We start from the raw sequence: 26781 nt of genomic DNA, 5'->3' as shown, positions 1-26781 counted from the left end.
AATCTGTTTTTGCTAATTATTAGCTAGTAAACCGTTAAAACAAGTGGATCGTTCGTGTTTGGCACAAACGTCCCTACTAAAAAAGCCGGAGATCACTCTCCGGCTAAGGTAATATTCAAATCGTATTAATGGTCAATGCGGTGCAAAAACCAGCGGCTCGTCGCAATCGATAAACCGGCAGCAACACATAGCGGTAATAATGCCGAGAAGTTCAGGTGGCAAACCTCAAAGAGCATGAAGAGCGCCATCAGTGGTGCTTGCTGTGACGAAGTCAGGAAAGCAACTGCCCCGACAAGGGCACACTGGGTCAGGCTGACTCCAGGTACCAATAGGCCATACAGCATTCCCAGCAAAACTCCTGCCGTGCTGCCCAAGGCAATCGATGGCGTCAGAACACCACCATAGGCCCCGCCTTTAATGGTCAGTAAAGTCACGACCATTTTGGCGAAGAAGCCGAAGAACATCAGGGCAATCGTCATTTCTGAGATACTGTGAGTATTCATCGCCAGTTGGGCAACACCACGTCCGTTGCCGGCAATCTGGGGAAAGAAAGTCGCGACCAGCCCCGTCACCAATCCGACTAAGGGCAATTGAACCATAACCCGCCAATCGCTAGCACGGCGGTCGCTTGCTTTCTGCAGTGCTTTACGAAACAGGGCTCCGCAAAGGCCCATCACCGGTGCCAGCAGAATTAACAGGGGTAAAAGGCTGTGGGGAAAGGACTTGGCGCCAGCACTGACGTAGTAATACGGCTGCCAGCCCTTGAAACAGCCGCCGACGAGGGTCGCAATGGCCGACATGGTGAAACTAACCGCCACGGCACGTTTTGACACTTGCTGATAGAGGATCTCCAGACAAAACATTGCCCCCGTAATCGGCGCGATATAAACCCCAGCAAAACCTGCACCAGCCGCGGCGGCCACCAAGAGGCGCCGGTCATCCCCGCTCAAGCGCCAACGCGGGTGTCGGTCGACCAGCCTTTCCCAGTGTTGAGCAAACATGGCACCGGCTTCCCGTGGTGCCAGTTCCCGACCAATTGAACCGCCGGTACCGACGTAGAAGATCTGCGTCATCACGTGGATAATCGTCCGCCAGAATGGCATGGTCTCACCAGCCACTGCTTTTTTCAATTTGACTGGCTGATAGCGTCGCTGCATCCAATACCAGACTAAGCTGGCCAGGATGGCACCGATCAGAACTGCCAACAGGCGCCGCAGCCCCGATGTATTGGTTGCCACCGGCATCAGATCATTTTCCCGAAAATGAAGAAACAGCGACTCGGTCAGGTCCAGCCACTTGCTCAGCAAACCGGAGCTGAGGCCGACGACCACTCCCATCACTGGTGTGGCAATGATCAATCCTAATGTATTGTCTCTCTTATCCATAAGGAACCCCACTTAAAAAGGGACTGGAGAAAACTCTTGTTTTCTCTCAGCCCCTGTTATTTCAAATTTAATTTTGCAATCGAGCTTCTTTTTTATTCTATCTTATTTGATCCCATAATCAAGGTCAGCCCCGTTGCTGGCGATCACGTGCTGGAACCAGTAAAATGAATCTTTCCGCGAACGCTTTAACGTCCCTTCGCCCTTATCATTCTTATCAACGTAGATGAAGCCATAACGCTTGTCCATCTGCCCAGTCCCAGCAGAAACAAGGTCAATGCAACCCCATGGCGTGTAACCCATCAGGTCAACACCATCGAGTACGACCGCCTTTTCCATCTCGCTGATGTGCTGACGCAGGTAGTCAATCCGGTAATCATCGTGGATGCTGCCATCGGCTTCAACCTTATCGTAGGCCCCCATCCCGTTTTCAACGATGAAGAGTGGCTTGTGATAACGATCAGTTAGCCAATTCAGTCCGTAGCGCAATCCTTGGGGGTCAACCTCCCAGTGCCAATCAGTGCGTGGCAGGTTATCGTTTTTCACAACGGCTTTATACAAGTTGGTCAAGTCGTCAACTGCCACCTTGTCAGCCGACACCGTCATCGAACTATAGTAAGAGAAACCAACGTAATCAACTGTCCCCTGCTTGAGGATCATCCGGTCAGCCGTCGTTATGTCTTTCCGGTAGCCCTTGCGCCGAAGGTAAGTCTCCACTTCCCGTGGGTACTCGCCATTAGCCTGAACATCACTGAACCAGTAGCGACGCTGGGCGGCTTCCTGAGCCAGCAGTTGATCTTCTGGTTTAGCCGTTGCCGGATAAATCGGCATGTAGTTGATCATGCAACCGATTTGAAAGTCGGGATTGATCTGGTGACCGATCTCCACTGCCAAAGCGCTAGCTACCACTTCATAGTGGGCTGCTTGATACATGGCAGCCTCCCGGTTCTCGCCTTCGCGGAAAAGAAGGCCGGAGTTAGTTGCCATCAAAAATGGGTTATCAAAGTCGCTCTGGTTATCGATTTCGTTGAAAGTCATCCAGTACTTGACTTTATCGCGGTAACGTTTGAAGCAAACCTTAGCAAACTTAGTGAAGAAACCGATCATCTTCCTGGAACGCCAGCCACCATATTTATGAACTAAGTGCAGTGGAATTTCAAAGTGTGACAAAGTAATGACCGGCTCAATCCCGTACTGGTGGCAACAGTCAAAGAGCTTGTCATAGAATTCAAGCCCCTTTTCGTTTGGCTGATCTTCATCCCCTTGTGGGAAAATCCGCGTCCAGGCAATCGAAGTCCGGAAACACTTGAAGCCCATCTCAGCCATCATCTTGATGTCTTCTGGATAATGGTGGTAGAAGTCGATAGCGTCGTGGTTCGGGTAAATCTTACCCTTCTCAACGGTCTCCGTAATTTGACGTGGCTTGTCCGCACTACCGACTGTCATCACATCAGCGACGGATGGACCCTTACCGTCGACATTCCAGGCACCTTCCAGCTGGTGGGCAGCGACGGCACCGCCCCACAGAAATCCTTTCGGCATTTTTTGTTCAAACATGTAATCACGCTCCAGAAATGAAAAGAGGCTGAAAAAACAAAGTTTTTCTCAGCCTCTTACTGTATTTTAATGTTACTTTCCAATCGCGATAATCAGCCGAGCCCCTAGAAGATAGTTATGGACGAACGTCGCCCCGTTCCGTGACAACGCACGTCCTAAACTATCTCACCGGAGCTCCGAGAAGGCTGATTACCAGCTTCTTCTATGATTGCGCTTTCTTAAGTTAATTGTCAAGCCAAACTAACTATTTTTCTAGTCCAGACCAACCCGCTTGAAAATGTAGTCAACCCGACGAAGGTGCCAGTGGTAGTCAAAGGCATCGTCGATGTCTTCCTTGCTCAATTGCTTGGAGATCACTGGGTCGGCTTCCAGCAGTGGACGGAACGGAACGTGTTCAGCCCAGCACTTAGCAGTCAGTGGTTGGATGGTATCATAAGCCTTTTCACGACTCAGGCCACTAGCAACCAGCTTGTTCAGGACACGGCCAGAGTAAATCAGGCCATGAGTCAAGTTCATGTTTTGAATCATCCGTTCTGGGAAGACGTCGAGGTTCTTCACGATGTTGCCAAAACGGTGCAGCATGTAGTCCAGCAAAATAGTGGAATCTGGCAAGATAATCCGTTCGGCACTGGAGTGTGAGATGTCACGTTCGTGCCAGAGGGAGATGTTTTCGTAAGCCGTCACGATGTGGCCACGCATTACCCGGGCACAGCCACAAATGTTTTCAGAACCAATCGGGTTCTTCTTGTGTGGCATAGCTGAGGATCCCTTTTGACCCTTAGCAAAGTGTTCTTCGACTTCGTGGATTTCGGTCCGCTGCAGGCTCCGAATTTCGGTAGCAAATTCTTCCAAACTCGTCGCAATCAAACCGAGCATGGCAATATATTCGGCGTGAAGGTCACGCGGCAGCACTTGGCTGGAGATTTCCTGGGCACGAATGCCGAGAGACTGGCAAACCAGCTTTTCAACACGGGGATCAACTTGGGCAAAGGTCCCAACAGCGCCAGAGATCTTACCGGCTTCAACGCCCTTAGCAGCGTGGATGAAACGTTCGCGATTCCGCTTCATTTCGGAGTACCAGCGAGCCAACTTCAGACCAAAAGTAGTTGGTTCAGCGTGAACACCGTGGGTCCGGCCCATTTCAACCGTGTACTTGTACTTGCGTGCCTTGTCGGCCACGATCTTCATGAAGTCGTCGATATCCTTCAGCAAAATCTTGTTGGCCTGCTTCAGGCGGTAACCCTGGGCCGTATCAACGACGTCGGTACTGGTCAGGCCGTAGTGAACCCACTTCTTTTCGGGTCCTAAGGATTCGGACACACAACGCGTGAAGGCGATGATATCGTGGTGAGTTACTGCTTCGATCCGGGCAATTTCGTCAACGTCAAACTTGGCGTTCTTGCGAATCTTTTCAACGTCTTCTGCCGGAATCTTGCCTAACTTGCACCAAGCTTCATCGGCAGCAATTTCAACTTTGAGCCAGCTCTGGTACTGGTTTTCCAAGGACCAAATCTTGCTCATTTCGGGGCGGCTGTAACGATCAATCAATGTTTATCCCTCCATACATTGGTGTCATCAATTTCTTTGAGTGTTTTGTTTACGTCATCAGTCAGGATGGTTATATGGCCCATCTTCCGGTTATGACGAATTTCTGCCTTGCCATAATCATGGAAGTGCCAGTTTGGCTTTTCCTGAGTCAGCTTGCGAGCACCAGCCACGTGTTGGCCGAGGACGTTGACCATGACGACTGGGCTCAGCAACTTAATCTTCGGCAATGGCCAGTTGCAAATGGCCCGGTCGTGGACGTCAAATTGGCTGAAGTTGCAAGCTTCAATCGAGTAGTGGCCGGAGTTGTGCGGACGCGGTGCCAGTTCGTTGATGTAAATGTCACCATCTTCAGTAACAAACATCTCAACGCCCAGAATACCACGTAAGTTGATGGCATGAGCGATCTTGACAGCATCATCCTTTGCCAGTTGAGCCGTCTTGTCGGAAATCCGGGCCGGAACGATGCTTTCGTGCAGAATTTCATTCCAGTGGATATTTTCGCTGACCGGGAAGACGGCGACCTGGCCATCCGCATTGCGAGCAACCATCACTGAGCATTCCAGTTTGAAGTTGACCCAGCCTTCAAGGATGTCATCGCCAAATTCAATGATCTTGGCGACTTCTGGATTCTTCAGGTCCTCAGCACTGTGCAAAACCAACTGGCCGTGACCGTCATAACCACCCTCGCAGGTCTTCAGAACACACGGATAGCCCAGGTCCTTGATGGCAGCATCCAAGTCGGCTTGGCTCTTAACTGCCCGGAATGGTGCCGTCTTCATCCCCGCCTTATCACGCAAGAAGGTCTTCTCACGAATCCGGTTTTTGGTCGTGTACAAGAGATTCGTCCCTTGTGGAACACTAACCTTGTCAGCAACGTCTTCCAGCGCCTTGAGATCAACGTTTTCAAATTCGTAGGTCAGGACGTCCGAACGGCGAGCCAACTCTTCAATTGCCTTAACATCAGCATAAGGTGCCACGATCTGGTCGTCAGCCACCTGGCCGGCAGGACAATGTGGCGTTGGGTCGAGAACGATAACCTTCATCCCACCGTACTTAGCGGAAAGGGCCATCATCTGGCCGAGCTGACCGCCACCGATGATGCCAATCGTCTTACCCTGTTCAATGTATTGCTTAGTCAAGGTCAGCACTGCTTTCTACTGAATCGTCGTGCATCTGCTGACGGTACTTTTCAAGCTTATCCTGAAGTGCTGAATCACTCGTTCCCAGAATTTCGAGAGCCAACAGAGCCGCGTTCTTCGCACCGGCATTGCCAATAGCCGTCGTAGCAACAGGAATGCCCGTTGGCATCTGAACGATAGAAAAGAGTGAATCTAAACCACCCAGTGCCTTGGTTTGACCTGGCACTCCGATAACTGGCAACACAGTATTAGCAGCAGTCATCCCTGGCAAGTGAGCAGCCATGCCCGCACCCGCGATGATCACTTTCAGGCCACGGTCCTTAGCTTTCTTAGCAAAGTCGAACATTTCATTTGGCATCCGGTGAGCAGAAATAACGTGCTTTTCGTATTCGACACCGAACTCGTCCAGGATTTGGCAGGCGCCCTTCATCGTCGGCCAATCGGACTTACTTCCCATGATGACAGCAATTTCTACACTCATGAAAATCCCTCCTTGAATTCAGTATCAAGATACCAAATTTTGGGTCGGGTTTCAATGGAATTCCGGAACTTTGTCAATTTATTTTATTCTAATGTTCGCTTTTAGCTTAATTTAGTGGTGTATTTTCATAATTTTTCCCGGTTTTAGATACGAAATCAGCCAATGTTAACAAATCCAACTATTTGTTTCTTGTTCATAGCAGAATATCTGCTAAGCTGAAGATAAATAAATCAATGGAGCAATTACCAATGCAACCTAGCAAGAACAACCAATTTGGCTTTCTAGGACTGCTGACCATCTGCATCAGTGCGATGATCGGTTCAGCCATTTTTGATCTGCCAAAAAACATGGCTTCGGTAGCCGGCCTCGACGCCCAAATAATTGCCTGGATTACTACGGGCCTCGGTATGTGGATGATTGCAGAAACCTTCATGATTCTCAGCGAGGTGCAACCACAACTGACAGGTGGCGTCTATGATTACGGCATCACCGGTTTTGGGCCCCTGATGGGTTTCCTCACGTCATGGGGTTATTTTGTCGCTAATTGTGCGACTAATGCTGCTTTTGCGGTGTTAGTGATGAACACTTTGAATTACTTCTTCCCGGGCACCTTCACCGGGGGCAATAGCTGGCCAGCCGTGATCGGCGCATCGGTTCTGACATGGTCCATCACTGCTCTGACTTTAAAGGGACAACAATCATCCAGCCGTTTTCAAAGAGCTGCCATCTTCTTGATGCTAGTCGTAATCATAGTTTTCATCATTACGACACTGCATAATTTCAATTGGCACCTGTTTACCACCAACATGCAGGCTAATCGGCACATCACTGCCATCCATGACAAAAATCTCGGCAGTATTCCTAAACAGACCCTGGCAACCATGATGATCACCCTCTGGATGTTCAGCGGTGTGGAGGGAGCTGTCGACCTAGCCGCCGAAGCTCGTGACCGTCATCAAGTACGGACGGCCACCCTAGTAGGATTTTGCATCTGCTTAATCATCGACGTCCTCGTCAGCTTGTTTTCTCTTGGGGTCTTTTCCTACGGCCAGCTAGCCAAGATGGAATCTCCAGCTACCGCGCACATTTTGACTAGTCTCTGGGGCAGTAGCTGGGGTCGTAATGTTATCGGTGTGACATTAATCCTAACCGTTCTGGCAAGCTGGATCTCCTGGCTTGAAATGATCTGTGAATTACCCCGCCACGCGGCAGAACAAGATGGAACATTTCCGAATATCTTTGCCCAAACCAGTAAGAGTGGGGAGCCACTTTTCGCGATGCTGCTGGCGACTATCACAATTCAAGCAATTATTTTAATTTCCCACTACGACAGTCAGGCCTACCAAAAATTGCTGGTCATTAGCAGTGCAATGACCATCCCGCCTTACCTCGTGGCTGAAGCCTTCCTAATCAAAATTGCCTGGCAGCGTAAATACCCCTTCCACAGCCGGCACGATCCGCGCAAGGGCGTCATTATCGGCATTCTTGCTTTTGCCTACACTTTCATCATGGGCATGTCTGCTGGTCTCAAATACACGGCCGCGGAATTCATCGTTTACGCCTGTGGCCTCCCAATCTATCACTACGCTCGCCATCAGCACCACCAACCGGCATACCGGAGCCGACTGGAAAAAGTGATCTTAATTATTATCATTGCGGTTGCTATCTACGGGGTCGACCTGCTATTTGGATTGATCAAGCAGCCATTTATTAACTTGTGATAAAGTTAATCCTTATCTCTTGCCTTCCTTATGGTGTTAGAGTATTCTGTTGCTCAAAGGATGGTGAGGAATGTGATCAGCTTGTTAGTTGCTTTAGCAGTAATCTGGCTGCTTTGGAAATTATTGAAGCTGTCGATTGTCATTCTCTTTTGGCTGATCGTCATCGCGCTGGCGGCTTTCTTTGTCAAAGCCCTCATTATTCCAGCGATAGTTCTGATCGGCGGGATATTCGTATATGGTTTAAACAATTACTAAAAACAACCCGGCTGCCTACCTCTATGGTAAGTAGCCGGGTTTTGTTTATTAACTGAAACTTGAAAGCCCTGAATTGCAATGAAATCATTGTGGTTCAGGGCTTTTGGACGAAAAAAATAAAAAACGCAAGAACTCTTACGCTATACTTTAAGTGTCAAAATCAAAGTAGAAAAGAGTCTTGCGCTATGCAAATTATAAACCATTTCAGTACTGAAAACGATTCTCAAAACATTATTTCTCACTTCTTAAGCCTAATTGGTCTAGCTAAGCTAACTCACAGGGTGAATTTTAAGCGTCACTCATTATGTTCATTGAAAATGATCGTAGCTTGGTTAATGACAGCTCATTTTGAGCGTCTTTCGATCAATCGTGCTCATCCAGATTGCCATTTTACCCCAAGAACGGCACGGAATGTTTTGAATGATGGCCGTATTAACTGGCAGAAATTAGTCTGTTTAGTAGCGATTCAATTAATTCGCATCTTAACCCCGTTTATTGATGGTCGACGTCGTTTGGCATTAGTGCTTGATGATACTCTGTTAGCACGTCGTTGGTCCCAAAAGACTGAATTATTAGCCAAGACCTATGACCACGATAAGCACGAGTATGTAAATGGTTACCGTGGCTTAACTCTCGGTTGGAGTGATGGTAATACTTTTTTGCCTATTAATTTTGCTTTAATGTCAACTCACCAGCCTGCTAATCTGATTGGATGCTTAGCGCAGATTACTGACCAACGTCAAATTGCCGGTCAAAGAAGGGCTCAAGCTCAACGCCCAATGAACCAAGTGGCTCTAGAATTGATTAGACAAGCGCAAACACTAGGCGTGTCAGCTAAATACGTCCTTTTTGATTCTTGGTACAGTTCGCCGAAGATGTTTTGGCAACTCGCTCAGCTTCAGCTTTTTGGTGTGGGTATGCTCAAACGCAGCGCAAAAGTCTATTATCGATATCGTGGTCGTCACTATAGCATTAAGGGTCTTTATCAACGTTTAGCAGCTTCTAAAATGAATTGTCGGCATCACTATCTTTACAGCAGTGTCATTCAAGCCCAATATCATGGCCATCAGTTTCCGCTAAAAGTGGTTTTTGTATCCAAAAAGGGGCACCGTCAGGACTACCTAGTTTTAGCGACCACTAACTTAGCTATGCGGCCAGAAGAAATCATTCAATTGTACGGACGCCGCTGGCAAATTGAGACCTATTTCAAAGCTGCTAAGCAGTATTTAGCTCTTAATCGATCACAAATTCAAAGTTACGACGGTCAATGTGGTTATATTGCCGTCACCATGATTACTTATGACTTATTGGCTTGGCAAGAACGACTTAATACTGATGATCGCACAATTGGTGGACTCTTTTACATTATGAATCAAGCACTGCCAGATATTCGTTTTATGGACGCATTGGTCTACTTATTTCATGAACTGGGTCGAGCTGAGCTCAGCCTAACTGATCACATTGATGACATCATTAATCGATTCATAGCTCAGTTGCCAATAACGATCCAAAAAGCATTGAATACTGGCATCTAAAAGTCTAATTTAGGCTGAGAAAAGCCGAAGCTGACGCAGCTCCGGCTAGTTTTCGTGCTTTCAAGTTTCAGTTATTAATACAGATTTCAATCGAAGCCAACAGAGCCCCTCGAGGATAGCTACAGACGAACGTCGACCCGTTCCGTGTCAACGCCCGTCCTAGGCTATCCCGCCGGGGCTCATTTAAGTTGGCTTATCAGCTCCTCTAGAACAATCCCGTAATCGTCTTGCCGTCGTCGCTGATCGTCATGTCGACAGCAGCTGGATGTTTAGCCAGACCAGGCATCGTCATCATGGAGCCAGACAGAGCGACAATGAAGCCGGCACCCATCTTTGGTACCAAGCCACGAATGTGGAAGTCGAAGTCCGTCGGTGCCCCAAGTACGTGTTGGTCATCGGTGAAGCTGTATTGCGTCTTGGCGATGCAGACTGGCAAGTTGCCCCAACCGAGATCCTGGTAACGTTTCATCTGACGCTGAGCCTTCTTGGAGAAGATGACCCGCTTAGCACCGTAGTACTTAGTAGCGATGGTCGTGATCTTGTCTTCGATCGTTGCGTTGTAGTCGTAGAGCGGCTTGAATTCATGATCCTGGTCAGCCAGCTTAACAACTTCCTTGGCCAGGTTTTGAGTACCTTGGCCACCCTTAGCCCAGGCATCAACTAAGGCAACGTTGACACCATGTTGCTTGCAAGTATCTTCAACCGTCTTGATTTCTTCATCAGAATCGGAAACGAAGTGGTTGATAGCGACAACCAGTGGCAGGCCGTAACCCTGAATGTTCTTGATGTGACGTTCCAGGTTAGCCAAACCCTTCTTCAGAGCTGGGACGTTTTCCTTAGTCAGGTCAGCACGGGCAACCCCACCGTTGTACTTCAGGGAACGAATGGTGGCAACGATGACAACGGCATCTGGTGCCTGACCAAGCACACGACGCTTGATATCCAAGAACTTTTCAGCACCGAGGTCGGCACCGAATCCGGCTTCCGTGACGGTGTAGTCAGATAACTGAATGGCGGTCTTGGTAGCCAGAACGGAGTTGCAACCGTGGGCAATGTTAGCGAATGGGCCCCCGTGAATAATCGTTGGGGTGTGATCCAAGGTCTGAACAAGGTTTGGCTTGATGGCATCCTTCAGCAGAATTGCGATGGCGTCAGTGAAACCTAATTCCTTCACGGTCACCGGCTTCTTATCGTAAGTGTAGCCAACGACAATCCGACCGATCCGTTTCTTCAAGTCAGCAAAGTCAGCTGACAGGCAGAGAATTGCCATCAATTCAGAAGCAGCAGTGATGTCAAAGCCCGTTTGACGGGTAATTCCTTGTGAGCGACCACCGAGACCAGTAACGACGTTCCGCAGTACCCGGTCGTTGACGTCCTCAACCCGACGCCAGATAATCCGTTCTGGGTCAAGCTGCAGTTCGTTATCCCGCATGACGTAGTTGTCGATCAAAGCAGCCAGGGTGTTGTTAGCGCTAGTTAAAGCGTGAAGGTCACCGGTGAAGTGCAGGTTGATATCTTCCATTGGGACAACTTGGGAGTAGCCACCACCAGCGGCGCCCCCCTTAATCCCGAAGACAGGTCCCATCGATGGTTCACGCATTGCAATCGTCGTTTGGTGACCAAGCTGGTTCATGGCGTCACCGAGGCCGATCATGACGGTGGACTTGCCTTCACCAGCAGGAGTCGGGTTCATTGCAGTAACGAGGACCAGCTTATGCTTTTTGGCTGGAGCTTCAGCAAGTGGCAAGTCAATCTTAGCTTTGTACTTCCCGTATTGCTCAATTTCATCATCCTTGAGGCCTAACTTCTCTGCTACCTGTTCGATTGGCAGCATCTTAGCAGCGTCAGCAATTTCAATATCAGTGGTCATGGGACCCATCCTTTCCAAAATACGAACATTAATGATATTAGACTGAATAAATATCAGCAAAACAAGAACTTACTAATAAGATATAGCTAATGCGGGCAAAAGTAAAGGTGGTTTCCGAACTAATCCGCTTTCTTATCCAAATTTTCTTTGACGGGCTGTTTTTGAACTTTATTACGTTGTACTCCGAGTACATCCAAGAAGAAGGTAAAGACCGGCACACCGACGATTAAACCCCAACCACCAAAGAGGTGTTCACTAAATACCAGGATTACGAAGGTGTAGAAGATTGGCAGTTCGGTTCGGCTCGACATAAATTTAGGGTTCAGCACATATGACTCCAACATGTGGATGCACGTAATCATAATCAGAATGTAGATGACATCCCGCCAACCGCCGACGGTAAAGGCCACCATCGATAATGGGAAGAGCGAAATGATGACCCCCGCTACCGGGATCAAACTGAGGAAGAAAACCATGATGCTGAGGGCAAAGATCTGCGGCATCTTCATAAAGATCAAGCAGACAGTAGTGATGGCCGTATTACACAGGGCAATAAAAAACTGGGCTTCGATGACTACCCCAAAGGTGTTGACGAAGATTTTTCCAAAGTAATGGATGTCTTGAAAGAGCCAAGCCACTTTACTCTGCAAAAAAAGCCGGGAGAAGCGGTTCATCTGCTCTAATTCGATCGTGTAGAAGAAACTGAGGATCAACGACATGAAGAAAGTGATTGTCAGTGCCCCTACGTTTGTCAGCGTCTTCACCAGGATGCCCATCCAATGCCGCGTCTGACTGACGATCGTCGCGTTGCTAACGTAGTGATGCACGTATTTCAAAATAGTTCCACCGTTATTCTGATAATACTTGATCATGCTGTTGACGATTTTGGTGATCTGGTTGACCAGTACGGGCAGGTACCTGGTGATGGCGAAATACACCAAAATGATCAAAACCACGTAGGTGATCAGAACAATGATCCACGATGGCACTTTAGGCAACCAGCGCTGGACCAATCGCACCCATTTGACGACCAAGAAAGTAAAGATGAAAGTAAAGAGGATCATGTTCATCATCGGCCGCAAACAGTACAAAATGAAAATGATAGCCAGCAAAACGACCATTCTCCGCAAAAACTTGTTGGCTTTAAAGCGTTCCCAGGCGTTATTCACGAAACCACTTCCTATTAAAAGATTCGCTCAATATTATACACCGCGTCTGCTATGACCGATCCTGACCACAGGTGTATAATAACTACGTATTATGACTAAAAAGGAGAATTACGATGCTCGAAAAAACGTTCTTAAAGTCCATCCTGAAGCACTCCTTTAACATCCCCGTACGGGTTGTCTTCTGGGATGGCAGCAGCGTAGATTACGGCGAAGGACAGCCAGAAGTCACCATTCGCTTTAACGAAAAGATCTCGATCAGGGACATCACCAAAAACGCATCCATTGCCCTTGGTGAAGCTTACATGGACAAGCGAATCGAAGTGGACGGCAGCCTGCAAAAGCTGATCACTTCAGCCTACGAAAACGCTGGCAGCTTCATGCGTAACTCCAAGTTGCGCCGCATCTTGCCAAAGCAAGGCCACTCCGAAAAGGAAAGCCAGGAAGACATCCAAAGTCACTACGACGTCGGTAACGACTTCTACAAGTTATGGCTGGATGACACCCTCACTTACTCTTGTGCTTACTTCACCGATGGCAACCGTTCTGATTTAACCAAGGCCCAAAAAGCTAAGGTCGACCACATTTTACAAAAGCTCGACCCACAACCTGACCGGACCTTGCTCGATATCGGTTGTGGCTGGGGCACGCTGATGCTAACGGCTGCCAAGAAATACCACCTGAAGGTTACCGGTGTCACCCTGAGTGAAGAACAGTACCAGTTCGTTGCTGACCGGATCAAGAACGAAGGCTTATCGGATGTTGCCGAAGTTAAGCTGGTCGACTACCGTGAACTGGGTGACCGCCAATGGGACTACATCACCTCAGTCGGAATGTTCGAACACGTCGGCAAAGAAAACCTCGGTCTCTACTTCAAAGATGTTGCCCGTTACCTGAAGGACGACGGTGTGGCATTGATTCACGGAATCACTCGTCAACAAGGTGGTGCCACTAACGGCTGGATCAACAAGTACATCTTTCCAGGTGGCTACGTTCCCGGACTGGCTGAAATCATCGGCCGCATTACCGAAAACAATTTGCAAATCTGTGACGTTGAAATGCTGCGTCGTCACTACCAACGCACCCTGGAAATCTGGGACAGCAACTTCAACAACAACCGCGATGAAATCACCGACATGATGGGTGAACGCTTCACCCGGATGTGGGACCTCTACCTGCAGGCATGTGCTGGTTCATTCGAATCAGGTAACATCGACGTTGTACAGTACCTGCTGACTAAGGGTCCATCTGGTCGCCACCTGCCGATGACACGTGACTACATGGTTAAGTAAATAATGCAGAAGGTTCCGCTCTAACGTCGGATTCCTGATATACAAAAAGCGACCTGTCGTAATGGCAGATCGCTTTTTGTTTGCAAATTTTATAGTACCAGTGATACCAGGAAGACCATGATCAAGCCAGTAATCACGGAAATCGACATCGACCGGGTAAAGTAAGCCGCAACGATAACAAAGACCGCCGCGATAATCTGTGAGACGTGACCAAGTGGAACAAAGTGGTAGCCTTGGTTGGTAATAAAGATACCCTTAATAACCAGCGAAGTAAACAAGCTGACTGGCACGTACTTCATCCATTCATTAAACCATTCGGGAATCTTACGCTTAGTAAAAATCCGCATCGGGAAATAACGGGGAATAAAGGCCGCGATTCCACCCAGGATAATAAGCAGCACATGATAACCAATTCCCTTGTCATTAGTGACAGCGGTCAGTAACGGTAAAGTCGTAAGTATGTTTGCCATCATCGTACCTCCCGTTACTTTTTGTCCTGACTGGACGACGGCTTCGATTTATCAGCACCACTGTCTTTTGCAGCAGAACTATCGGCCTTAACGACTAAGCGTTCACCTGTTGACACATCATCCGTTGGCCCTTCTGCTTCCTCAGCCGCAAATTCCTTCTTGGCTTCGCTATCTTCGACAGTGTCACGCGTATTTTCAGGACACATCATCCGTCCTAAAATCCAGGTATGATTTGGATGCTTGGCATGCTTGCGGACTTGGTTTTCGATCAAGAAACCAGCAAATGAAGCCAGTAACGTTGCCACCACAATCCCAATCGTGCTCTTCAACAGAGTTAAGAATACGACCGACAAAACTGCCGATAACAAGCAAATAATTAGCGTTAAGTGGTTACGCACCTGCATCACAATCATGTACAGGAACAGTGCCGTCAACGCGAAATCAACGATTTCCAAATTGATAGATAAAGCACTGCCGATCAGCGCCCCAACCATGTTAGAAACAGACCAGAACAGCAACGAGTAATGTTCAACGAGCAGTGCCTGCTTTGGCCGCCACTTTTTATCAGTAGCGAACTTCAGATAGTTAATCGCGTAGTTTTCATCATTCATTGAGATCGCGAATAGCAAAACGAAGTGTTGATTTTCACGACTCAAATACTTTGACAAACTGGAACCTAGTAAGGCATAACGTAATTCCAGGAAAAACAGCATTGTCAAGATTTGAAACAATGGTGCGTTAATGGTTAGCATCGAAGCTATCAGGAATTGGGCCCCGCCGGAAAAGACAACAACTGACACAAAAAATGCCAAAACGAAGTTAAATCCGGCAGCATGCAGTAAAATCCCACACGCTAATCCAATCGGAATATAGCTCAGACATAGCGGCATCGCAATACCGAGCACGTACAACCAATCCGGTTCTTCCCTTGCTCTTTCTTTCGCTTCTTTACCCAATCAAGGTACCTCCATGGATCACGAGATTAGTTACAATTTTTAACGTTTTTCTGATAATTAGTCTACCACATTTACGAAATGGACGATACCACCTAAGTCCACAAAGCTTTAGCGACGGTGGATTGCCCGCCAAGTCCGAACAAACCAGTTAGCACGTGAAACACTGGTTTGAGCTGCTACCGGCACTTTGACTGAAGAGCTACCATTCAGACACTTAAAGCCATTCATACTGTAATTAACAGTACCCACTGTTTCGCCCTTCTTAACAGGGGCAATCAGGCCACCGTGTTTTGTCCGTTTGCTAGACTGCAAAGTTAATGAAGTCGTCCACTGACTGATCTGTTGACTGTTCTTCATCCAGATGGTCGTTGGTTTAGAGACAGCCAGGTTCGTCGTTGTTTGTTGCTTACCATCAGGAACAACGACAGAGGCAACACTCGTCGGCAAAGTCGATACTTTGGTAAGGATAACCGGTTTGTAGTTGGTAAAGACGTTCTTGTATAGGTTAGCCGTCTGGGTAAACCGTTGATCACCGCCACCATTGGCATGCATCACCACAGTAATCAACTGGTGGCCATTGTAATTACCGGTGCTGACAAAGCATGCCCCAGCTTTATCAGATGTTCCCGTCTTCAGTCCAGTGATATGGACACTCTTTGGAGCATCAGATTGACCTGGCAGCATCTTGTTGAAAGTTTTCATTGTCGTTGTCTTTTTACTAGACGTTGGGAATTTTTCACTAGTGGTCTTCGTGATCTTGATAACTGATGGATATTTTTGGACCAGCCAGTTTGCTACCTTAGCGACGTCTTTAGCTGACATCTCATTTTCACGGGATTTCTTTTGCCCCTTCAATCCCAATGAACCAACCTGACCATTGGTTAAACCACAAGCGTTATAAATTTTGGCATCCTTGACGCCCATCCGACGAGCAGTCTTTTGCATCTTATTGTTGAACTGCTTAGTTGACTCGCCTTTAGCATGTGACAGAGCCAGAGCGGCACCGTTAGCCGATTGAATCAGGGCGGCATGAGTTAGTTGTTTAACCGTGTATTTGTGACTGGCAACTAAGGGAACGTTACTAAAGTCCTTCTTTTGTGACAGCTTAGCTACTGGCTTTGAGATCTTCACTTTGGTATCCCATTTAAGCTTGCCATCGTGAATCTCTTGCTCAATCACTGCCACAGTCAGCAATTTGCTCATCGAAGCCACTGCCCGGCGCTGATTAGCATTTTTTTGGTAAATAATCTGACCAGTAGATCGATCAACCGCAATCGCAGCTTTCGCATTGACCTGGGTGTCCGTGCTAGCGGCACTAGCAGTTGTAACTCCCCCAAAACTAATCCCAGCGATTGCCATCAGGACAGCCATAGCAACTATCCAGCATTTTCTCAAACCTTTTCTCATGCTTTCTCCTCCGTATTTGCATTTTGCTTCATTGGCAAATTAACAATGAAACTCGTTTCATCATCATTGGAACGGGCTACTACCGTCCCATGATGTAAGTCCACAATGCTTTTAACGATCGCCAATCCTAAGCCGGTACCACCTGTCTTTTTGGAACGCGATTCTTCGACTCGATAAAAACGCTCAAAAAGGTGGGAGACGGATTCAGCCGGAATCCGTTCACCATCATTAGATACCTTAATTTGAACGGTCGAGCCGTGCTCGCGAGCGCTTAAATGGATGTAACTCGCTCCATTACCATACTTAAGTGCATTCGACACGAGGTTGCTAAAGACCCGACCTAGCTTTTCAGGATCAGCCTCAATTTTAAGAGGCGAAGGAACGACTTCAACGTTAATATCAATTCCCCGCTTGCGTCCTTCCAATTCAAAGCTAGCAGCTACCTGCTCAAGCAACTGTCCCAAATCAAGACGCATCATTGAAACCGGTGCCCCGCTCTGCTGAACTTTGGTGTATTCAAAAAGATCTTCAACCAAATTCTTCATCTGCTTAGCCTTTTCATAAGCAGTATGGGTATATTTTAAGATGTCTTCTTCACTACGGTACTGATGATCTTCGACTAACCCCAAGTAGCCGATGATAGACGTCAACGGTGTTCGCAAGTCATGACTAACGTTAGTGATGAGCTCGTCCTTTGATTTTTCCATTTTCCGCTCATCGTTCATCGAACGAACGGTGCTATCGACCAACGCGTTGACACTTACAATCACGTGTTGAGCATCCCCGCGTAATTTGAACGGAATCCTGTGATCCAAGTGGCCATTAGCAATGTAATGCAGTTCATTAATGATGTGGTGCATCTGGTACTGATGATAACGGCGGATGAGGCGCCACCATAGAACAATCAAATCAAGGACTACTAAAATACCGATAACCCAACTTTGATAACTCCAGATGCGGATATGCGTTGGGCTAAAGACCAAGGATTTCTTGATGATGTAAATGCCCACAGCCACACCAGGATTAGCACGAACAACACTCTGCAGGATGGTAATCACTGCGAGGTCTAACATGGCCAAGAGAATAATTGTAATAACAGCTTCAAAAAACAATGAAGTTTTCTCACGGGTTGTTAGTTTCAAGTCGCAGCCTCCCTTCCCGCAATCTTATTCATTTTAACATTCAAGGCAAAAACAGAAAAGGGAGGTCAGCAAAAGCTAACCTCCCCTCTTAATTTAATGTGCCTCGACCTTGTAACCGACGCCCCAAACAGTTTCAATAACCTTTTCGCCGCCGGTAGCAGCCTCAATTTTGTCCCGTAAGTGCGAAACGTGGACCATCACAGTTTTGGCAGAGACGACAGATTCTTGCTGCCAAACCCGTTCAAAGATATCATCAGCGCTAAACACACGGTTCGGGTGACTGGCCAAGAGATACAGAATCCCGAACTCTAGTGCAGTTAGCTGGATAGTGTTGCCATTAATTGTTTTCACTTCATGTGAATCCTTATTAATTGTCAGCGGGCCGACTTCAAGTACATCAGGTTGGTCGTTAGTGACGTCGCCCTTACTCCGCCGCAGCAGAGACTTAACGCGGGCCATAACTTCCAAGGGATTAAACGGCTTAGTTACGTAATCATCCGCTCCCGTCACAAGCCCCTGAATTTTATCCATGTCAGCAGTCTTAGCTGATAGAACTAAAATTGGAATCCCAGAATCCTTCCGAACTTGCTTAATAACGGCCATTCCGTCCATTTCAGGCATCATGATATCTAGAATAATCAAAGCAATATCGGGATTAGTATTCAGCTTCGTCATTGCTTCCTTGCCATTGTAGGCAGTTACAGGCTCATAGCCCTCATTGCGGACATAGATTTCTAGCAATTGGACGATTTCCTTATCGTCGTCAACAATTAATATTTTCATTTTAGAGCCTCCGTTCATAATTAAGAAAGGAGGCTGGGGAAACCATGTTTTCCTCAGCCTCTAGCCGTATTTCCTAATGTTACTATGCAAGTGCACAACTATTAGTAACCAGGACCAACTGGGCCACCATTTTGTGCTGGGGCTTGTGGTGCCGATTGCCTTGGGGTATAACTGCTCCCGCCGCCAGTTGAACGCTGTGGAGCACGGTAAGAACTCGTCGATTCACCGCCACCAGATGTGCCAGTATTAGAGGAACGGCTGCTACTGCTGCCGCCACCATTGCTACTGCCACCGTTACTGCTGTTGCTGCCATTACTATTGGAATCACTGTGGCTGCTAGATGAAGACGAACTACTTGAACTAGAGCTGCTTGAACTGGAAGCACTAGAAGAAGTGCTGCTAGAGCTCGATGAACTGCTAGTATCATGAATTCTTAAATGATAGGTCTTCTTGTCACCATTCTTAGCTATACAAATAATATCGTACTCGCCGGCATTGCTAAAGGTGTAACGTGCCGTCCGTTCATGGTTGACACGCTTGAAGGTCTTGTACTTGCTACCATACTTGTGACCGACGATTTGAACTTTATAACCAGCCGGAATGGTAAAGCGGACTCTTGCTTCACCGTTATCATTCAACCTAGCCCGTTTGGGTGTCCATTTAACGCGATCTGATTCAGTATCAGTCACAGTAGACGATGATGAAGATGAGCTAGAACTTGAAGAACTCACAGCCTGCGCAGACTTGCTGTGGCTCTGATATGCAGCTGGATTAACAAAGCCGTAGATCAAGCCGCCTAAACTACCAACGAAAACAATAATTAAAACCCAGTTAAACAGGACCCCAAACTTGCCTGGGTTCATATTGCTGCCATGCCGGATGCGTCCCATTTGGAACAGTAACTTTACAATAAAAATCACTGCAGAAGCAACCAGTAATATCCATAAAATGGTTTGCACTGTTCTTTCCTCCACGATTTTTTACAATACTCTTTACTAGTTTAGCATTGATAAAGCATTCTGCACAACTGAAAAATGATAAGTAAGTGGAGAACCAGGATATTCCCCGGGAAATAAAAGAAGGGTTGTAGCATAATCTCTTCCACATGGATAAAAAGAGAATAGCACAGTACAGCAATGGCCTCTAACGTCCGGAAAATCCGAACGCTAGAGGCCTATTGTTGCGTGTGGGGGCGCGACTACGAAGCCGTAAACGACTTCAGTCTCCCTCTTATCATTATTTGATCTTGTTTAATTAGAATTCACGCTTGTAATTTGGCGCTTTCTTAGTGATTTGAACGTCGTGTGGGTGTGATTCACGCAGGCCAGCGTTTGTGATTTGAACAAATTGGGCCTTGTCAATCAGAGTTGGAATATCAGGTGCACCAACGTAACCCATGCCGGAACGTAATCCACCGACCATTTGGAAGATAACGTCAGCGACGTCACCCTTGTACTCTTCACGGCCTTCGATACCTTCTGGAACCAGCTTGTTAGCTTCGTTGACACCGCCTTGGAAGTAACGGTCAGAAGAGCCATGTGATTGAGCCATTGCAGCAACGGAACCCATCCCACGGTACATCTTGTACTTCTTACCGTTTTCTTCGAACAATTGACCAGGTGCTTCAGTAGTACCAGAGAGCATTTCACCCATCATAACGGCGTTACCACCGGCAGCCAGTGCTTTGACGATATCGCCAGAGTACTTGATACCACCATCGGCAATGATGGTCTTGCCATATTCACGAGCAACAGAAGCTGCATCGTAAACGGCAGTGATTTGAGGAACACCGACACCAGCAACGACACGGGTCGTGCAAATAGAGCCAGGGCCAATCCCGACTTTAACAATGTCAACACCGGCGTCGTAGAGGGCCTTAGTACCTTCAGCGGTAGCAACGTTCCCGGCAATCAGGGTAACATCTGGGAAGTGATCACGAATTTCGGCGATCTTGCGCAGAACACCGGCAGAGTGACCGTGAGCAGTATCGATAACGATAGCGTCAGCACCAGCCTTCAGTAAGGCTTCTGCACGTTCAAACGTGTCGCTGGTAACACCAACGGCAGCGGCAACCAGCAAACGTTTCTTGTCATCAACAGCGGCCTTACCAAATGATGCTGGCAAATCAACGCCCTTGACCGTAGAAACTTCTCCTGCTTGGGCTTGGATGGACATGTTCTTGTGAATAACACCCATCCCACCTTGCAGCGCCATTGCAATTGCCATTGAGCTTTCCGTGACGGTGTCCATTCCGGCACTGATGAACGGCACGTTCAACTTGATATTTGGTGCCAGCTTGGTACTTAAATCAACCTGGTTCGGAAGTACGTGGCTTTCAGCTGGAATAAGCAAAACATCATCAAAAGTTAAACCTTTTTTGGCAAACTTTGTATCCCAATTCGACATGTTTGAAGACACTCCCTTGTTAAGATTAGCTACTACCTTACTATTAATGCTCCCAATGGTCAATACAGAGAACTTAATTTATCTCTTACGCCTGTTATTCGGTTGACGGGTGCTAAATGCACTGCCGACAATGTGGTAACGACGACGGTAATAAATGTCACCAATGATGGCAATCACACCGATAACCAGGTTGATCCAGTTATTCAGGATTGGGTTAATGATATTTGGCAGCAAGTTGACTAACATGTAAGCAGCAAGCCAAACGATAAACGCTGCGATAGTCAGACCAATGCGCATCCCAACTGGGCGCCTCTTAACACGTCCCGTAGCTTCGTCCTTAACGGGCTCCATCAGCTTAGTAATGTAGCCAAATGACAGACCACCGACGACGGAAATAATGACGATTGCCGTAATTCCGGCAGCCCCGTTGACCTTGAGCTTACCGATACTGTTATTCGGCAGAGAACCCATGATCCCGTACATGATCGTAAAGATGGCAAACAGCATGATGGTGTTATCCAGTGCTAATTGCGGGAATGATGATGTCTTCAGGTTTTCCTGCTTCTTTTCTGCATTTGGATGAATCAGTTCGTGGGCATAATGAGTTGGTGTCCCGTACATTCCTTTTGCCGTCTTACCACTCTTTTGGCCTTCTTGCAGCGATTTAACCGTCTCTTGAATCATCCCCGGAATGGCGTCAGTCTTGGCGCCCTGTTCCTTTAACTGCTTTTGCAGCTGGTAAACAAAGTCCTCGTTTTTCCGTGTCAGGTGGTACTGTGTCAGCTCGTTGGCAGCGGCCTGATTAGCCTGCTTGATCTTTTGTGCCTGGCGTTGCTTGGCGTCGGCATTCTTTTTCTGCAAATCCTCGCTCATGGCAGAATTCTCCTCTCTGATGCCTTAATAATTAGACGTTGAAGCGGAATTCAACAATGTCACCATCTTGCATGACATAGTCTTTCCCTTCAAGGTGCAATTTCCCAGCATCCTTAACTGCCTGTTCGGAGCCCAGCTTATCCAAATCCTCATACTTCATGATCTGGGCAGCAATGAAGCCACGCTCGAAGTCAGAGTGAATGATCCCAGCAGCTTGGGGAGCCTTGGTACCACGCTTAAAGGTCCAAGCACGGGTTTCAGGACCACCAGCAGTAAAGAAGGTTTCAAGTCCTAAGAGCTTGTAGGCAGCACGAATCAAACGGTTCAAACCTGGTTCCTTGACACCTTCCATTTCAAGGAAGTCGGCCTTGTCCGCATCGTCCATTTCGGCAATCTGCTCTTCAGCAGCGGCGGCAACACCAATCACTTCACCGTCTCCCTTGACATGCTCACGAATCTTATCCATGTACTTGGCATTGTCTGGGTCGGCCATGTCGTCTTCAGCGATGTTGGCAACGTAAAGTACCGGCTTAGTAGTCAAGAGGAAGAGTCCCTTCACAATTGGCTTTTCATCATCAGTAAAGTCGATAGAACGAGCTGACTTACCTGCTTCAAGAACTGGCTTAATCTTTTCCAGCACTGCCAGTTCAGCCAATGCTTCCTTAGAACGACCCTTAGCTGCCCGCTTAACCTTGCCCAGACGGTTATTAACGGCATCCAGGTCAGCCATGATCAGCTCCAGGTTGATCGTGTCGATATCATCAACTGGGTCCACTTTGCCGGTAACACTAGTGATGTCGTCGTCATCAAATGCCCGAACCACGTGAATAATGGCATCAGTCTGACGAATGTTTTCCAGGAACTTGTTACCAAGGCCTTCACCCTTGCTAGCGCCCTTAACGATCCCGGCAATATCAGTAAATTCAAAGGTCGTGTGCACAATCTTCTTGGCTGGAATCAGTTCCTGAATCCGGTCCAAGCGCTTGTCTGGCACTTCAACCATCCCGACGTTAGGGTCGATCGTTGCGAACGGGTAATTGGCCATTTCGGCGCCCGCCTTCGTGATTGCGTTAAATAACGTGGATTTACCGACGTTTGGTAAACCGACAATACCTGCAGTTAAAGCCATTGTTAATTAGTCCTCCTCATTGTCAGCCCGTTTTAGGACTTTCTTCATTCGTTTGTCAAAGTTGTGACGGGTCATCATCACGATGTGCCCACAGCCGGTGCACTGAATTTTGATATCCGCACCAACCCGGATGATCTGCCACCGATTCGTGCCACACGGGTGTGGCTTCTTCATCATTACGATATCGTTGAGTTTGTAATCAGCCATTTGGCACCCCCGTTAATCATCATATTTAATTCCCAGCAAATCAAGGACCCGTGTTAAGTCAGAATTGCTAGTATAAGGAATTTCAATTTTACCACGACCACGCTTTCGCGATGGGGACACGGTCACCCGAGCACCAAAACGATCCTGAAGCTGGTTTTCAGCGTCCCGTAAGAAAACTGATTTCTTAGGTGCCCGTCGTTTTGGCTTTTCCTTGGCACTACCGTTTTTGCGGTTCACCACGTCTTCCAGTTGACGCACCGTTAAGTTGTTTTTGACGACTTGCTGAGCAACAGCCACCAGTTGCGACTTGTCCTTCAAGCCCAGTAATGTCCGTGCCTGCCCCATCGAAAGCTGCCGGTTATCGACCAACTTCTTGATCTCATCCGGCAGGCTAAGCAAACGCAAGTAGTTAGCGATATATGGCCGGCTCTTGCCCAAACGTTTAGCTACTTCGGCCTGCGTTAAATTCAGCTTATCCATCAAAGTTGCATAAGCTTGAGCTTCTTCTAACGGCGTTAGATCTTCCCGTTGCAGGTTTTCCAAAACCGCAACTTCCATCATCTGTTCGTCGGTCATCTGCCGGATGATGGCGGGAATCGTGGTCTTCCCAGCAATCTTCGATGCCCGGAAACGCCGTTCACCCGCAATCAGCTCATAGCGCTCTAACTGCGGATTCGGTTGGCGCAAGATAACCGGCTGGAAAACACCTGATTTCTTGATGGAACTAGCCAGTTCGTCTAGGGCCTTTTTATCAAAGTCTCGCCGCGGTTGGTAAGGATTAGGGCGAATCTTTGTCAGTTCAATATCTTGAACCGTTTCGTCGCTATTATCCTCAACGTCATTTTCCGCAAAGAGCGCTTCGATACCGCGTCCCAAGCCAGTTTTTTCATTCTTTGCCATGATCAGCCAACACTTCCTTTGCTAGTTGACGGTACACCTTAGCCCCCGTAGAACGGCGATCATAATCCACAATTGCTTCGCCATGACTAGGAGCCTCTGAAAGGCGCACGTTTCGCGGAATAATGGTCTTGTAAACCTGCGAGCCAAAGTATTTTTGCACTTCGGCGTTGACCTGCTGACCCAGCTTAGTCCGCCGATCATACATGGTAAGCAAAACGCCCTCAATCTTCAGTTGCTTGTTGAAGTGCTTCCGCACTAACTGAATGGTGTTCATCAGCTGGCTAAGTCCTTCCAGTGCGTAGTACTCACTCTGTACCGGAATAAGGATCGAATCAGCCGCTGTAAAGGCGTTGATTGTCAGAAGTCCCAACGAAGGTGGGCAGTCGATTAAGATGAAATCATACTTATCACCAACGTCGCCAAAGGCATCTTTCAGGCGTGTTTCACGTGCCATTAAAGAGGTCAGTTCCACTTCAGCGCCTGATAAGGCGATCGTCGTCGGGGCAACATCCAAGCCCGGATGACTGCTCTTCATGATGACGTCCTTTAGTGGAACATCATTGATTAAAACGTCATAAACGTTTTGGTCAATCTTGCGTTTATCGATGCCCAAACCACTAGTGGCGTTGCCTTGGGGATCCAAGTCGATTAACAGAACCCGCTGGTGCAGGTCTGCCAAACAGGCCCCAAGGTTGATGCTCGTCGTTGTCTTGCCGACGCCGCCCTTTTGGTTAGCCAGCGCAATTATATTTGCCATCTACCTACTCCTCCTTTTTTGGAATCGTGATAATGAACTTGTAGGCATCGCTGTCGTTTTGTTCAGTTGCTTGAATCTTAACGCCACTCTGGTTGACCATCCGAATAGACTGGCGAATGGTATTTAAAGCAATCTGCGGGTCGGTTGTACGGTTAGTTTTCTTTAAACGACGACGCCGCTTGCGAGGTTTCTTTTTATTTTGGCTTCCACCCGTTTTCTTAGCAGGTTTTGATTTGCTCTGTTCTTGATCAGACTGAGCGGTTGGCTGATCTTCTCCTGCACCATTTACTGTTCCGTCAGGAGACGGGACAGTTGTCTTGCCTAGTAAAACGTCAACGTAATCTTCAGTTTGCCGCACCGTCCAATGATCATTGACAATGTCCATCAGCAGGTCACGTTGTTGCTTTTCATCAAGGCCCAGTAAAGCTCGCCCGTGACGTTCACTGATCCGATGATCCAAAATAGCATTTTGAACTGGCGGAATCAGTTTGAGCAGCCGCAACTTATTAGCGATAGTGGACTGGCTCTTGCCCATCCCCTTAGCCAAATCTTTTTGGGTCAAACCGTTCATTTTCATCAAACGCCGGTAAGCCTGGGCTTCTTCTACCGGGCTGAGATCAGCACGCTGCAAATTTTCGACCAAGGCAAGGGAGGCACTCTCTTTGTCGCTCATCTTTTCAACAATAGCTGGTGCCGTTTCCCACTTCAAAAGCTTCATTGCCCGAAAGCGCCGTTCACCGGCGATAATCTCATACTTGCTCGGTTCGTACTCACGCAACACAATCGGCTGTAACAGGCCGTGTTCATCGATTGTCTGGGCTAATTCCTGAATTTCTTCTGGATTGAACACCTTGCGTGGTTGGTAGCGGTTGGGTTCGATCTGATCAAGCGGTACTGATACAACTTGATTTTTTACATTCTTTTCCTCATGGTGCCTGTTAAAGCCAAATAAAGAAAATGCCATCAAACGTCCTCCCTTTTTCTCTACGATAACGGTTTTTTGGCCGGAAGCCCCGGACGCCGCGGATACTTTAGCGGTGTCTTGACGACTTTATCAACCACGATGATTTGTCGTGGTTCATCGTCAACTGGCAGCTTTAATTTTGCCACCTGGTTTACCTGCCCACCGAGTTTGTGGATGGCAGGTTCAGCCGTTTGGAGTTCATCTTCTCCAGCTGACCCTTTATAAGCCAGGAAAACACCGCCAACCTTAGTGGCAGGCAAACATAACTCACTCAAGACGCTCATCCTTGCTACCGCCCGGGCCGTCACAAGATCAAAAGCTTCACGGTTTTTGCTCTTCTTATCAGCAAAAGTTTCGGCACGGTCGTGGACCAGATAGACATCAGTTAGGCCCAATTGACTAACTAAGTCATCCAAAAAGTTGATCCGCTTTTGCAATGAATCCACAATTGTTACCTTTAATTGAGGAAAGGCAATTTTTAGAGGCAGCGAAGGAAAGCCCGCACCAGCCCCGATATCACAAATTGTTAAAGCTTGACTTTGCAGCTGCGGGTAAGCCAAAGCTCCAGTCAGCGAGTCATAAAAGTGTTTGAGATATACAGCTGGTTTTTCGGTAATGGCCGTCAAATTGACGTGCTTATTAGTAGTAACCAGTGCCTGGTAATAATCTGCAAATTGCTGTAATTGGCGCTCACTGAGGTCAATCCCATGTTGAGCTAAGATGTCCCGAAATTGTTCCGGATTCATGTCTAACCGCCTCTCTATGTGAAACATTTCTATTGTTTCACGTCAGTTATACTTTACCTTAAATAGGGCTTGAATTCAACTTAGTAAGCCCTCTT

25 protein-coding genes are annotated in these 26781 nt (G+C 47.6%); 4 read left to right on the top strand and 21 right to left on the bottom strand.

What is annotated here, in order from left to right:
- Window positions 1-125: 125 nt before the first annotated feature.
- The 5 genes from AB3114_RS01840 to purE form a co-directional block, all read right to left on the bottom strand.
- Window positions 126-1385, bottom strand: a complete 1260-nt coding sequence (locus AB3114_RS01840) for a chloride channel protein (RefSeq protein ID WP_367341554.1) — start codon at window positions 1383-1385, stop codon at window positions 126-128.
- 102 nt (window positions 1386-1487) lie between these two features.
- The gene (locus AB3114_RS01835) at window positions 1488-2939 is read right to left on the bottom strand and encodes a 6-phospho-beta-glucosidase (protein WP_367341553.1); all 1452 of its coding nucleotides are present in this window, start codon (window positions 2937-2939) and stop codon (window positions 1488-1490) included.
- Window positions 2940-3191: 252 nt separating this feature from the next.
- Window positions 3192-4487 (bottom strand): adenylosuccinate lyase, encoded by a 1296-nt coding sequence (gene purB / locus AB3114_RS01830; RefSeq protein ID WP_367341552.1) that lies wholly within the window; start codon window positions 4485-4487, stop codon window positions 3192-3194.
- The gene (purK, locus tag AB3114_RS01825; protein ID WP_367341551.1) at window positions 4484-5626 is read right to left on the bottom strand and encodes a 5-(carboxyamino)imidazole ribonucleotide synthase; all 1143 of its coding nucleotides are present in this window, start codon (window positions 5624-5626) and stop codon (window positions 4484-4486) included. Before purK ends, purB begins: the two co-directional genes overlap by 4 nt.
- Complete coding sequence (gene purE, locus AB3114_RS01820) at window positions 5619-6107, bottom strand: 5-(carboxyamino)imidazole ribonucleotide mutase (protein WP_367341550.1); 489 nt, start codon at window positions 6105-6107, stop codon at window positions 5619-5621. Before purE ends, purK begins: the two co-directional genes overlap by 8 nt.
- A 248-nt stretch (window positions 6108-6355) precedes the next feature.
- On the opposite strand from purE, the gene hdcC reads away from it, so the two are divergent.
- The 3 genes from hdcC to AB3114_RS01805 all read left to right on the top strand — a co-directional run bounded on the left by hdcC (window position 6356) and on the right by AB3114_RS01805 (window position 9618).
- Window positions 6356-7828, top strand: coding sequence for a histidine-histamine antiporter (gene hdcC, locus AB3114_RS01815; RefSeq protein WP_367341549.1), 1473 nt, complete (start codon window positions 6356-6358; stop codon window positions 7826-7828).
- Window positions 7829-7900: 72 nt separating this feature from the next.
- Entirely contained in the window at window positions 7901-8083 is a 183-nt protein-coding gene (locus AB3114_RS01810) for a hypothetical protein (protein WP_367341548.1), read from the top strand.
- Window positions 8084-8268: 185 nt separating this feature from the next.
- Window positions 8269-9618, top strand: a complete 1350-nt coding sequence (locus AB3114_RS01805) for a transposase (RefSeq protein WP_222257956.1) — start codon at window positions 8269-8271, stop codon at window positions 9616-9618.
- Between the two features lie 205 nt (window positions 9619-9823).
- Here the strand turns inward: AB3114_RS01805 and AB3114_RS01800 are convergent, their stop codons facing one another.
- Together AB3114_RS01800 and AB3114_RS01795 are read right to left on the bottom strand one after the other, a co-directional pair.
- Window positions 9824-11488: a formate--tetrahydrofolate ligase gene (locus tag AB3114_RS01800; RefSeq protein WP_367341547.1), complete on the bottom strand. Its 1665-nt coding sequence runs from the start codon at window positions 11486-11488 to the stop codon at window positions 9824-9826.
- 119 nt (window positions 11489-11607) lie between these two features.
- Window positions 11608-12657: an AI-2E family transporter gene (locus AB3114_RS01795; RefSeq protein WP_367341546.1), complete on the bottom strand. Its 1050-nt coding sequence runs from the start codon at window positions 12655-12657 to the stop codon at window positions 11608-11610.
- Window positions 12658-12770: 113 nt separating this feature from the next.
- Here AB3114_RS01795 and AB3114_RS01790 point away from each other — a divergent pair, with 113 nt between their 5' ends.
- A complete protein-coding gene (locus AB3114_RS01790; RefSeq protein WP_367341545.1) occupies window positions 12771-13946 on the top strand; it encodes a class I SAM-dependent methyltransferase in 1176 nt (391 codons plus the stop codon).
- Window positions 13947-14035: 89 nt separating this feature from the next.
- Here the strand turns inward: AB3114_RS01790 and AB3114_RS01785 are convergent, their stop codons facing one another.
- The 14 genes from AB3114_RS01785 to rsmG form a co-directional block, all read right to left on the bottom strand.
- Complete coding sequence (locus AB3114_RS01785) at window positions 14036-14416, bottom strand: AzlD domain-containing protein (RefSeq protein ID WP_367341544.1); 381 nt, start codon at window positions 14414-14416, stop codon at window positions 14036-14038.
- Window positions 14417-14430: 14 nt separating this feature from the next.
- Window positions 14431-15306 (bottom strand): AzlC family ABC transporter permease, encoded by an 876-nt coding sequence (locus AB3114_RS01780; protein ID WP_367341594.1) that lies wholly within the window; start codon window positions 15304-15306, stop codon window positions 14431-14433.
- A gap of 174 nt (window positions 15307-15480) precedes the next feature.
- On the bottom strand, window positions 15481-16779 hold the full coding sequence (locus AB3114_RS01775) for a serine hydrolase (protein WP_367341543.1): 1299 nt from the start codon (window positions 16777-16779) through the stop codon (window positions 15481-15483).
- Window positions 16776-17921, bottom strand: a complete 1146-nt coding sequence (locus tag AB3114_RS01770) for a sensor histidine kinase (RefSeq protein ID WP_367341542.1) — start codon at window positions 17919-17921, stop codon at window positions 16776-16778. Before AB3114_RS01770 ends, AB3114_RS01775 begins: the two co-directional genes overlap by 4 nt.
- 93 nt (window positions 17922-18014) lie before the next feature.
- Window positions 18015-18704 carry a response regulator transcription factor gene (locus AB3114_RS01765; RefSeq protein WP_367341541.1) on the bottom strand — a complete coding sequence of 230 codons (690 nt, stop codon included), beginning with the start codon at window positions 18702-18704 and terminating at the stop codon, window positions 18015-18017.
- Between the two features lie 101 nt (window positions 18705-18805).
- The gene (locus tag AB3114_RS01760) at window positions 18806-19663 is read right to left on the bottom strand and encodes a hypothetical protein (protein ID WP_367341540.1); all 858 of its coding nucleotides are present in this window, start codon (window positions 19661-19663) and stop codon (window positions 18806-18808) included.
- Window positions 19664-19958: 295 nt separating this feature from the next.
- Window positions 19959-21110, bottom strand: a complete 1152-nt coding sequence (locus AB3114_RS01755) for an IMP dehydrogenase (protein ID WP_367341539.1) — start codon at window positions 21108-21110, stop codon at window positions 19959-19961.
- Window positions 21111-21188: 78 nt separating this feature from the next.
- Window positions 21189-21983: a DUF1129 family protein gene (locus AB3114_RS01750; RefSeq protein ID WP_367341538.1), complete on the bottom strand. Its 795-nt coding sequence runs from the start codon at window positions 21981-21983 to the stop codon at window positions 21189-21191.
- A gap of 31 nt (window positions 21984-22014) precedes the next feature.
- Window positions 22015-23112, bottom strand: a complete 1098-nt coding sequence (ychF, locus tag AB3114_RS01745) for a redox-regulated ATPase YchF (RefSeq protein WP_367341537.1) — start codon at window positions 23110-23112, stop codon at window positions 22015-22017.
- 6 nt (window positions 23113-23118) lie between these two features.
- Entirely contained in the window at window positions 23119-23319 is a 201-nt protein-coding gene (locus tag AB3114_RS01740) for a DUF951 domain-containing protein (protein ID WP_367341536.1), read from the bottom strand.
- 12 nt (window positions 23320-23331) lie between these two features.
- Complete coding sequence (locus tag AB3114_RS01735) at window positions 23332-24219, bottom strand: ParB/RepB/Spo0J family partition protein (RefSeq protein WP_367341535.1); 888 nt, start codon at window positions 24217-24219, stop codon at window positions 23332-23334.
- Window positions 24206-24976 (bottom strand): ParA family protein, encoded by a 771-nt coding sequence (locus tag AB3114_RS01730; RefSeq protein ID WP_367341534.1) that lies wholly within the window; start codon window positions 24974-24976, stop codon window positions 24206-24208. The genes AB3114_RS01735 and AB3114_RS01730 overlap by 14 nt, the downstream gene beginning before the upstream one ends.
- Before the next feature lie 4 nt (window positions 24977-24980).
- Window positions 24981-25940, bottom strand: coding sequence for a nucleoid occlusion protein (locus tag AB3114_RS01725; RefSeq protein ID WP_367341533.1), 960 nt, complete (start codon window positions 25938-25940; stop codon window positions 24981-24983).
- 20 nt (window positions 25941-25960) lie between these two features.
- Window positions 25961-26686, bottom strand: a complete 726-nt coding sequence (rsmG, locus tag AB3114_RS01720; RefSeq protein WP_367341532.1) for a 16S rRNA (guanine(527)-N(7))-methyltransferase RsmG — start codon at window positions 26684-26686, stop codon at window positions 25961-25963.
- Window positions 26687-26781 lie beyond the last annotated feature (95 nt).

The sequence above is a fragment of the Limosilactobacillus sp. genome, from assembly GCF_040772465.1.
In the GTDB taxonomy this organism is placed as follows: Bacteria; Bacillota; Bacilli; order Lactobacillales; family Lactobacillaceae; genus Limosilactobacillus.
Note: the sequence above shows the minus strand (reverse complement) of the source record. Positions and strands in the feature narration are given on the sequence as shown.

Coding starts and splice junctions, on each gene's coding strand:
- AB3114_RS01735 (WP_367341535.1), bottom strand. CDS start 24,219: ATGGCAAAGAATGAAAAAACTGGCTTGGGACGCGGTATCGAAGCGCTC.
- ychF (WP_367341537.1), bottom strand. CDS start 23,112: ATGGCTTTAACTGCAGGTATTGTCGGTTTACCAAACGTCGGTAAATCC.
- AB3114_RS01750 (WP_367341538.1), bottom strand. CDS start 21,983: ATGAGCGAGGATTTGCAGAAAAAGAATGCCGACGCCAAGCAACGCCAG.
- AB3114_RS01725 (WP_367341533.1), bottom strand. CDS start 25,940: ATGGCATTTTCTTTATTTGGCTTTAACAGGCACCATGAGGAAAAGAAT.
- AB3114_RS01790 (WP_367341545.1), top strand. CDS start 12,771: ATGCTCGAAAAAACGTTCTTAAAGTCCATCCTGAAGCACTCCTTTAAC.
- rsmG (WP_367341532.1), bottom strand. CDS start 26,686: ATGAATCCGGAACAATTTCGGGACATCTTAGCTCAACATGGGATTGAC.
- AB3114_RS01835 (WP_367341553.1), bottom strand. CDS start 2,939: ATGTTTGAACAAAAAATGCCGAAAGGATTTCTGTGGGGCGGTGCCGTC.
- AB3114_RS01740 (WP_367341536.1), bottom strand. CDS start 23,319: ATGGCTGATTACAAACTCAACGATATCGTAATGATGAAGAAGCCACAC.
- AB3114_RS01765 (WP_367341541.1), bottom strand. CDS start 18,704: ATGAAAATATTAATTGTTGACGACGATAAGGAAATCGTCCAATTGCTA.
- AB3114_RS01775 (WP_367341543.1), bottom strand. CDS start 16,779: ATGAGAAAAGGTTTGAGAAAATGCTGGATAGTTGCTATGGCTGTCCTG.
- AB3114_RS01840 (WP_367341554.1), bottom strand. CDS start 1,385: ATGGATAAGAGAGACAATACATTAGGATTGATCATTGCCACACCAGTG.
- AB3114_RS01755 (WP_367341539.1), bottom strand. CDS start 21,110: ATGTCGAATTGGGATACAAAGTTTGCCAAAAAAGGTTTAACTTTTGAT.
- purE (WP_367341550.1), bottom strand. CDS start 6,107: ATGAGTGTAGAAATTGCTGTCATCATGGGAAGTAAGTCCGATTGGCCG.
- AB3114_RS01805 (WP_222257956.1), top strand. CDS start 8,269: ATGCAAATTATAAACCATTTCAGTACTGAAAACGATTCTCAAAACATT.
- AB3114_RS01800 (WP_367341547.1), bottom strand. CDS start 11,488: ATGACCACTGATATTGAAATTGCTGACGCTGCTAAGATGCTGCCAATC.
- hdcC (WP_367341549.1), top strand. CDS start 6,356: ATGCAACCTAGCAAGAACAACCAATTTGGCTTTCTAGGACTGCTGACC.
- AB3114_RS01785 (WP_367341544.1), bottom strand. CDS start 14,416: ATGGCAAACATACTTACGACTTTACCGTTACTGACCGCTGTCACTAAT.
- AB3114_RS01730 (WP_367341534.1), bottom strand. CDS start 24,976: ATGGCAAATATAATTGCGCTGGCTAACCAAAAGGGCGGCGTCGGCAAG.
- AB3114_RS01780 (WP_367341594.1), bottom strand. CDS start 15,306: ATGCCGCTATGTCTGAGCTATATTCCGATTGGATTAGCGTGTGGGATT.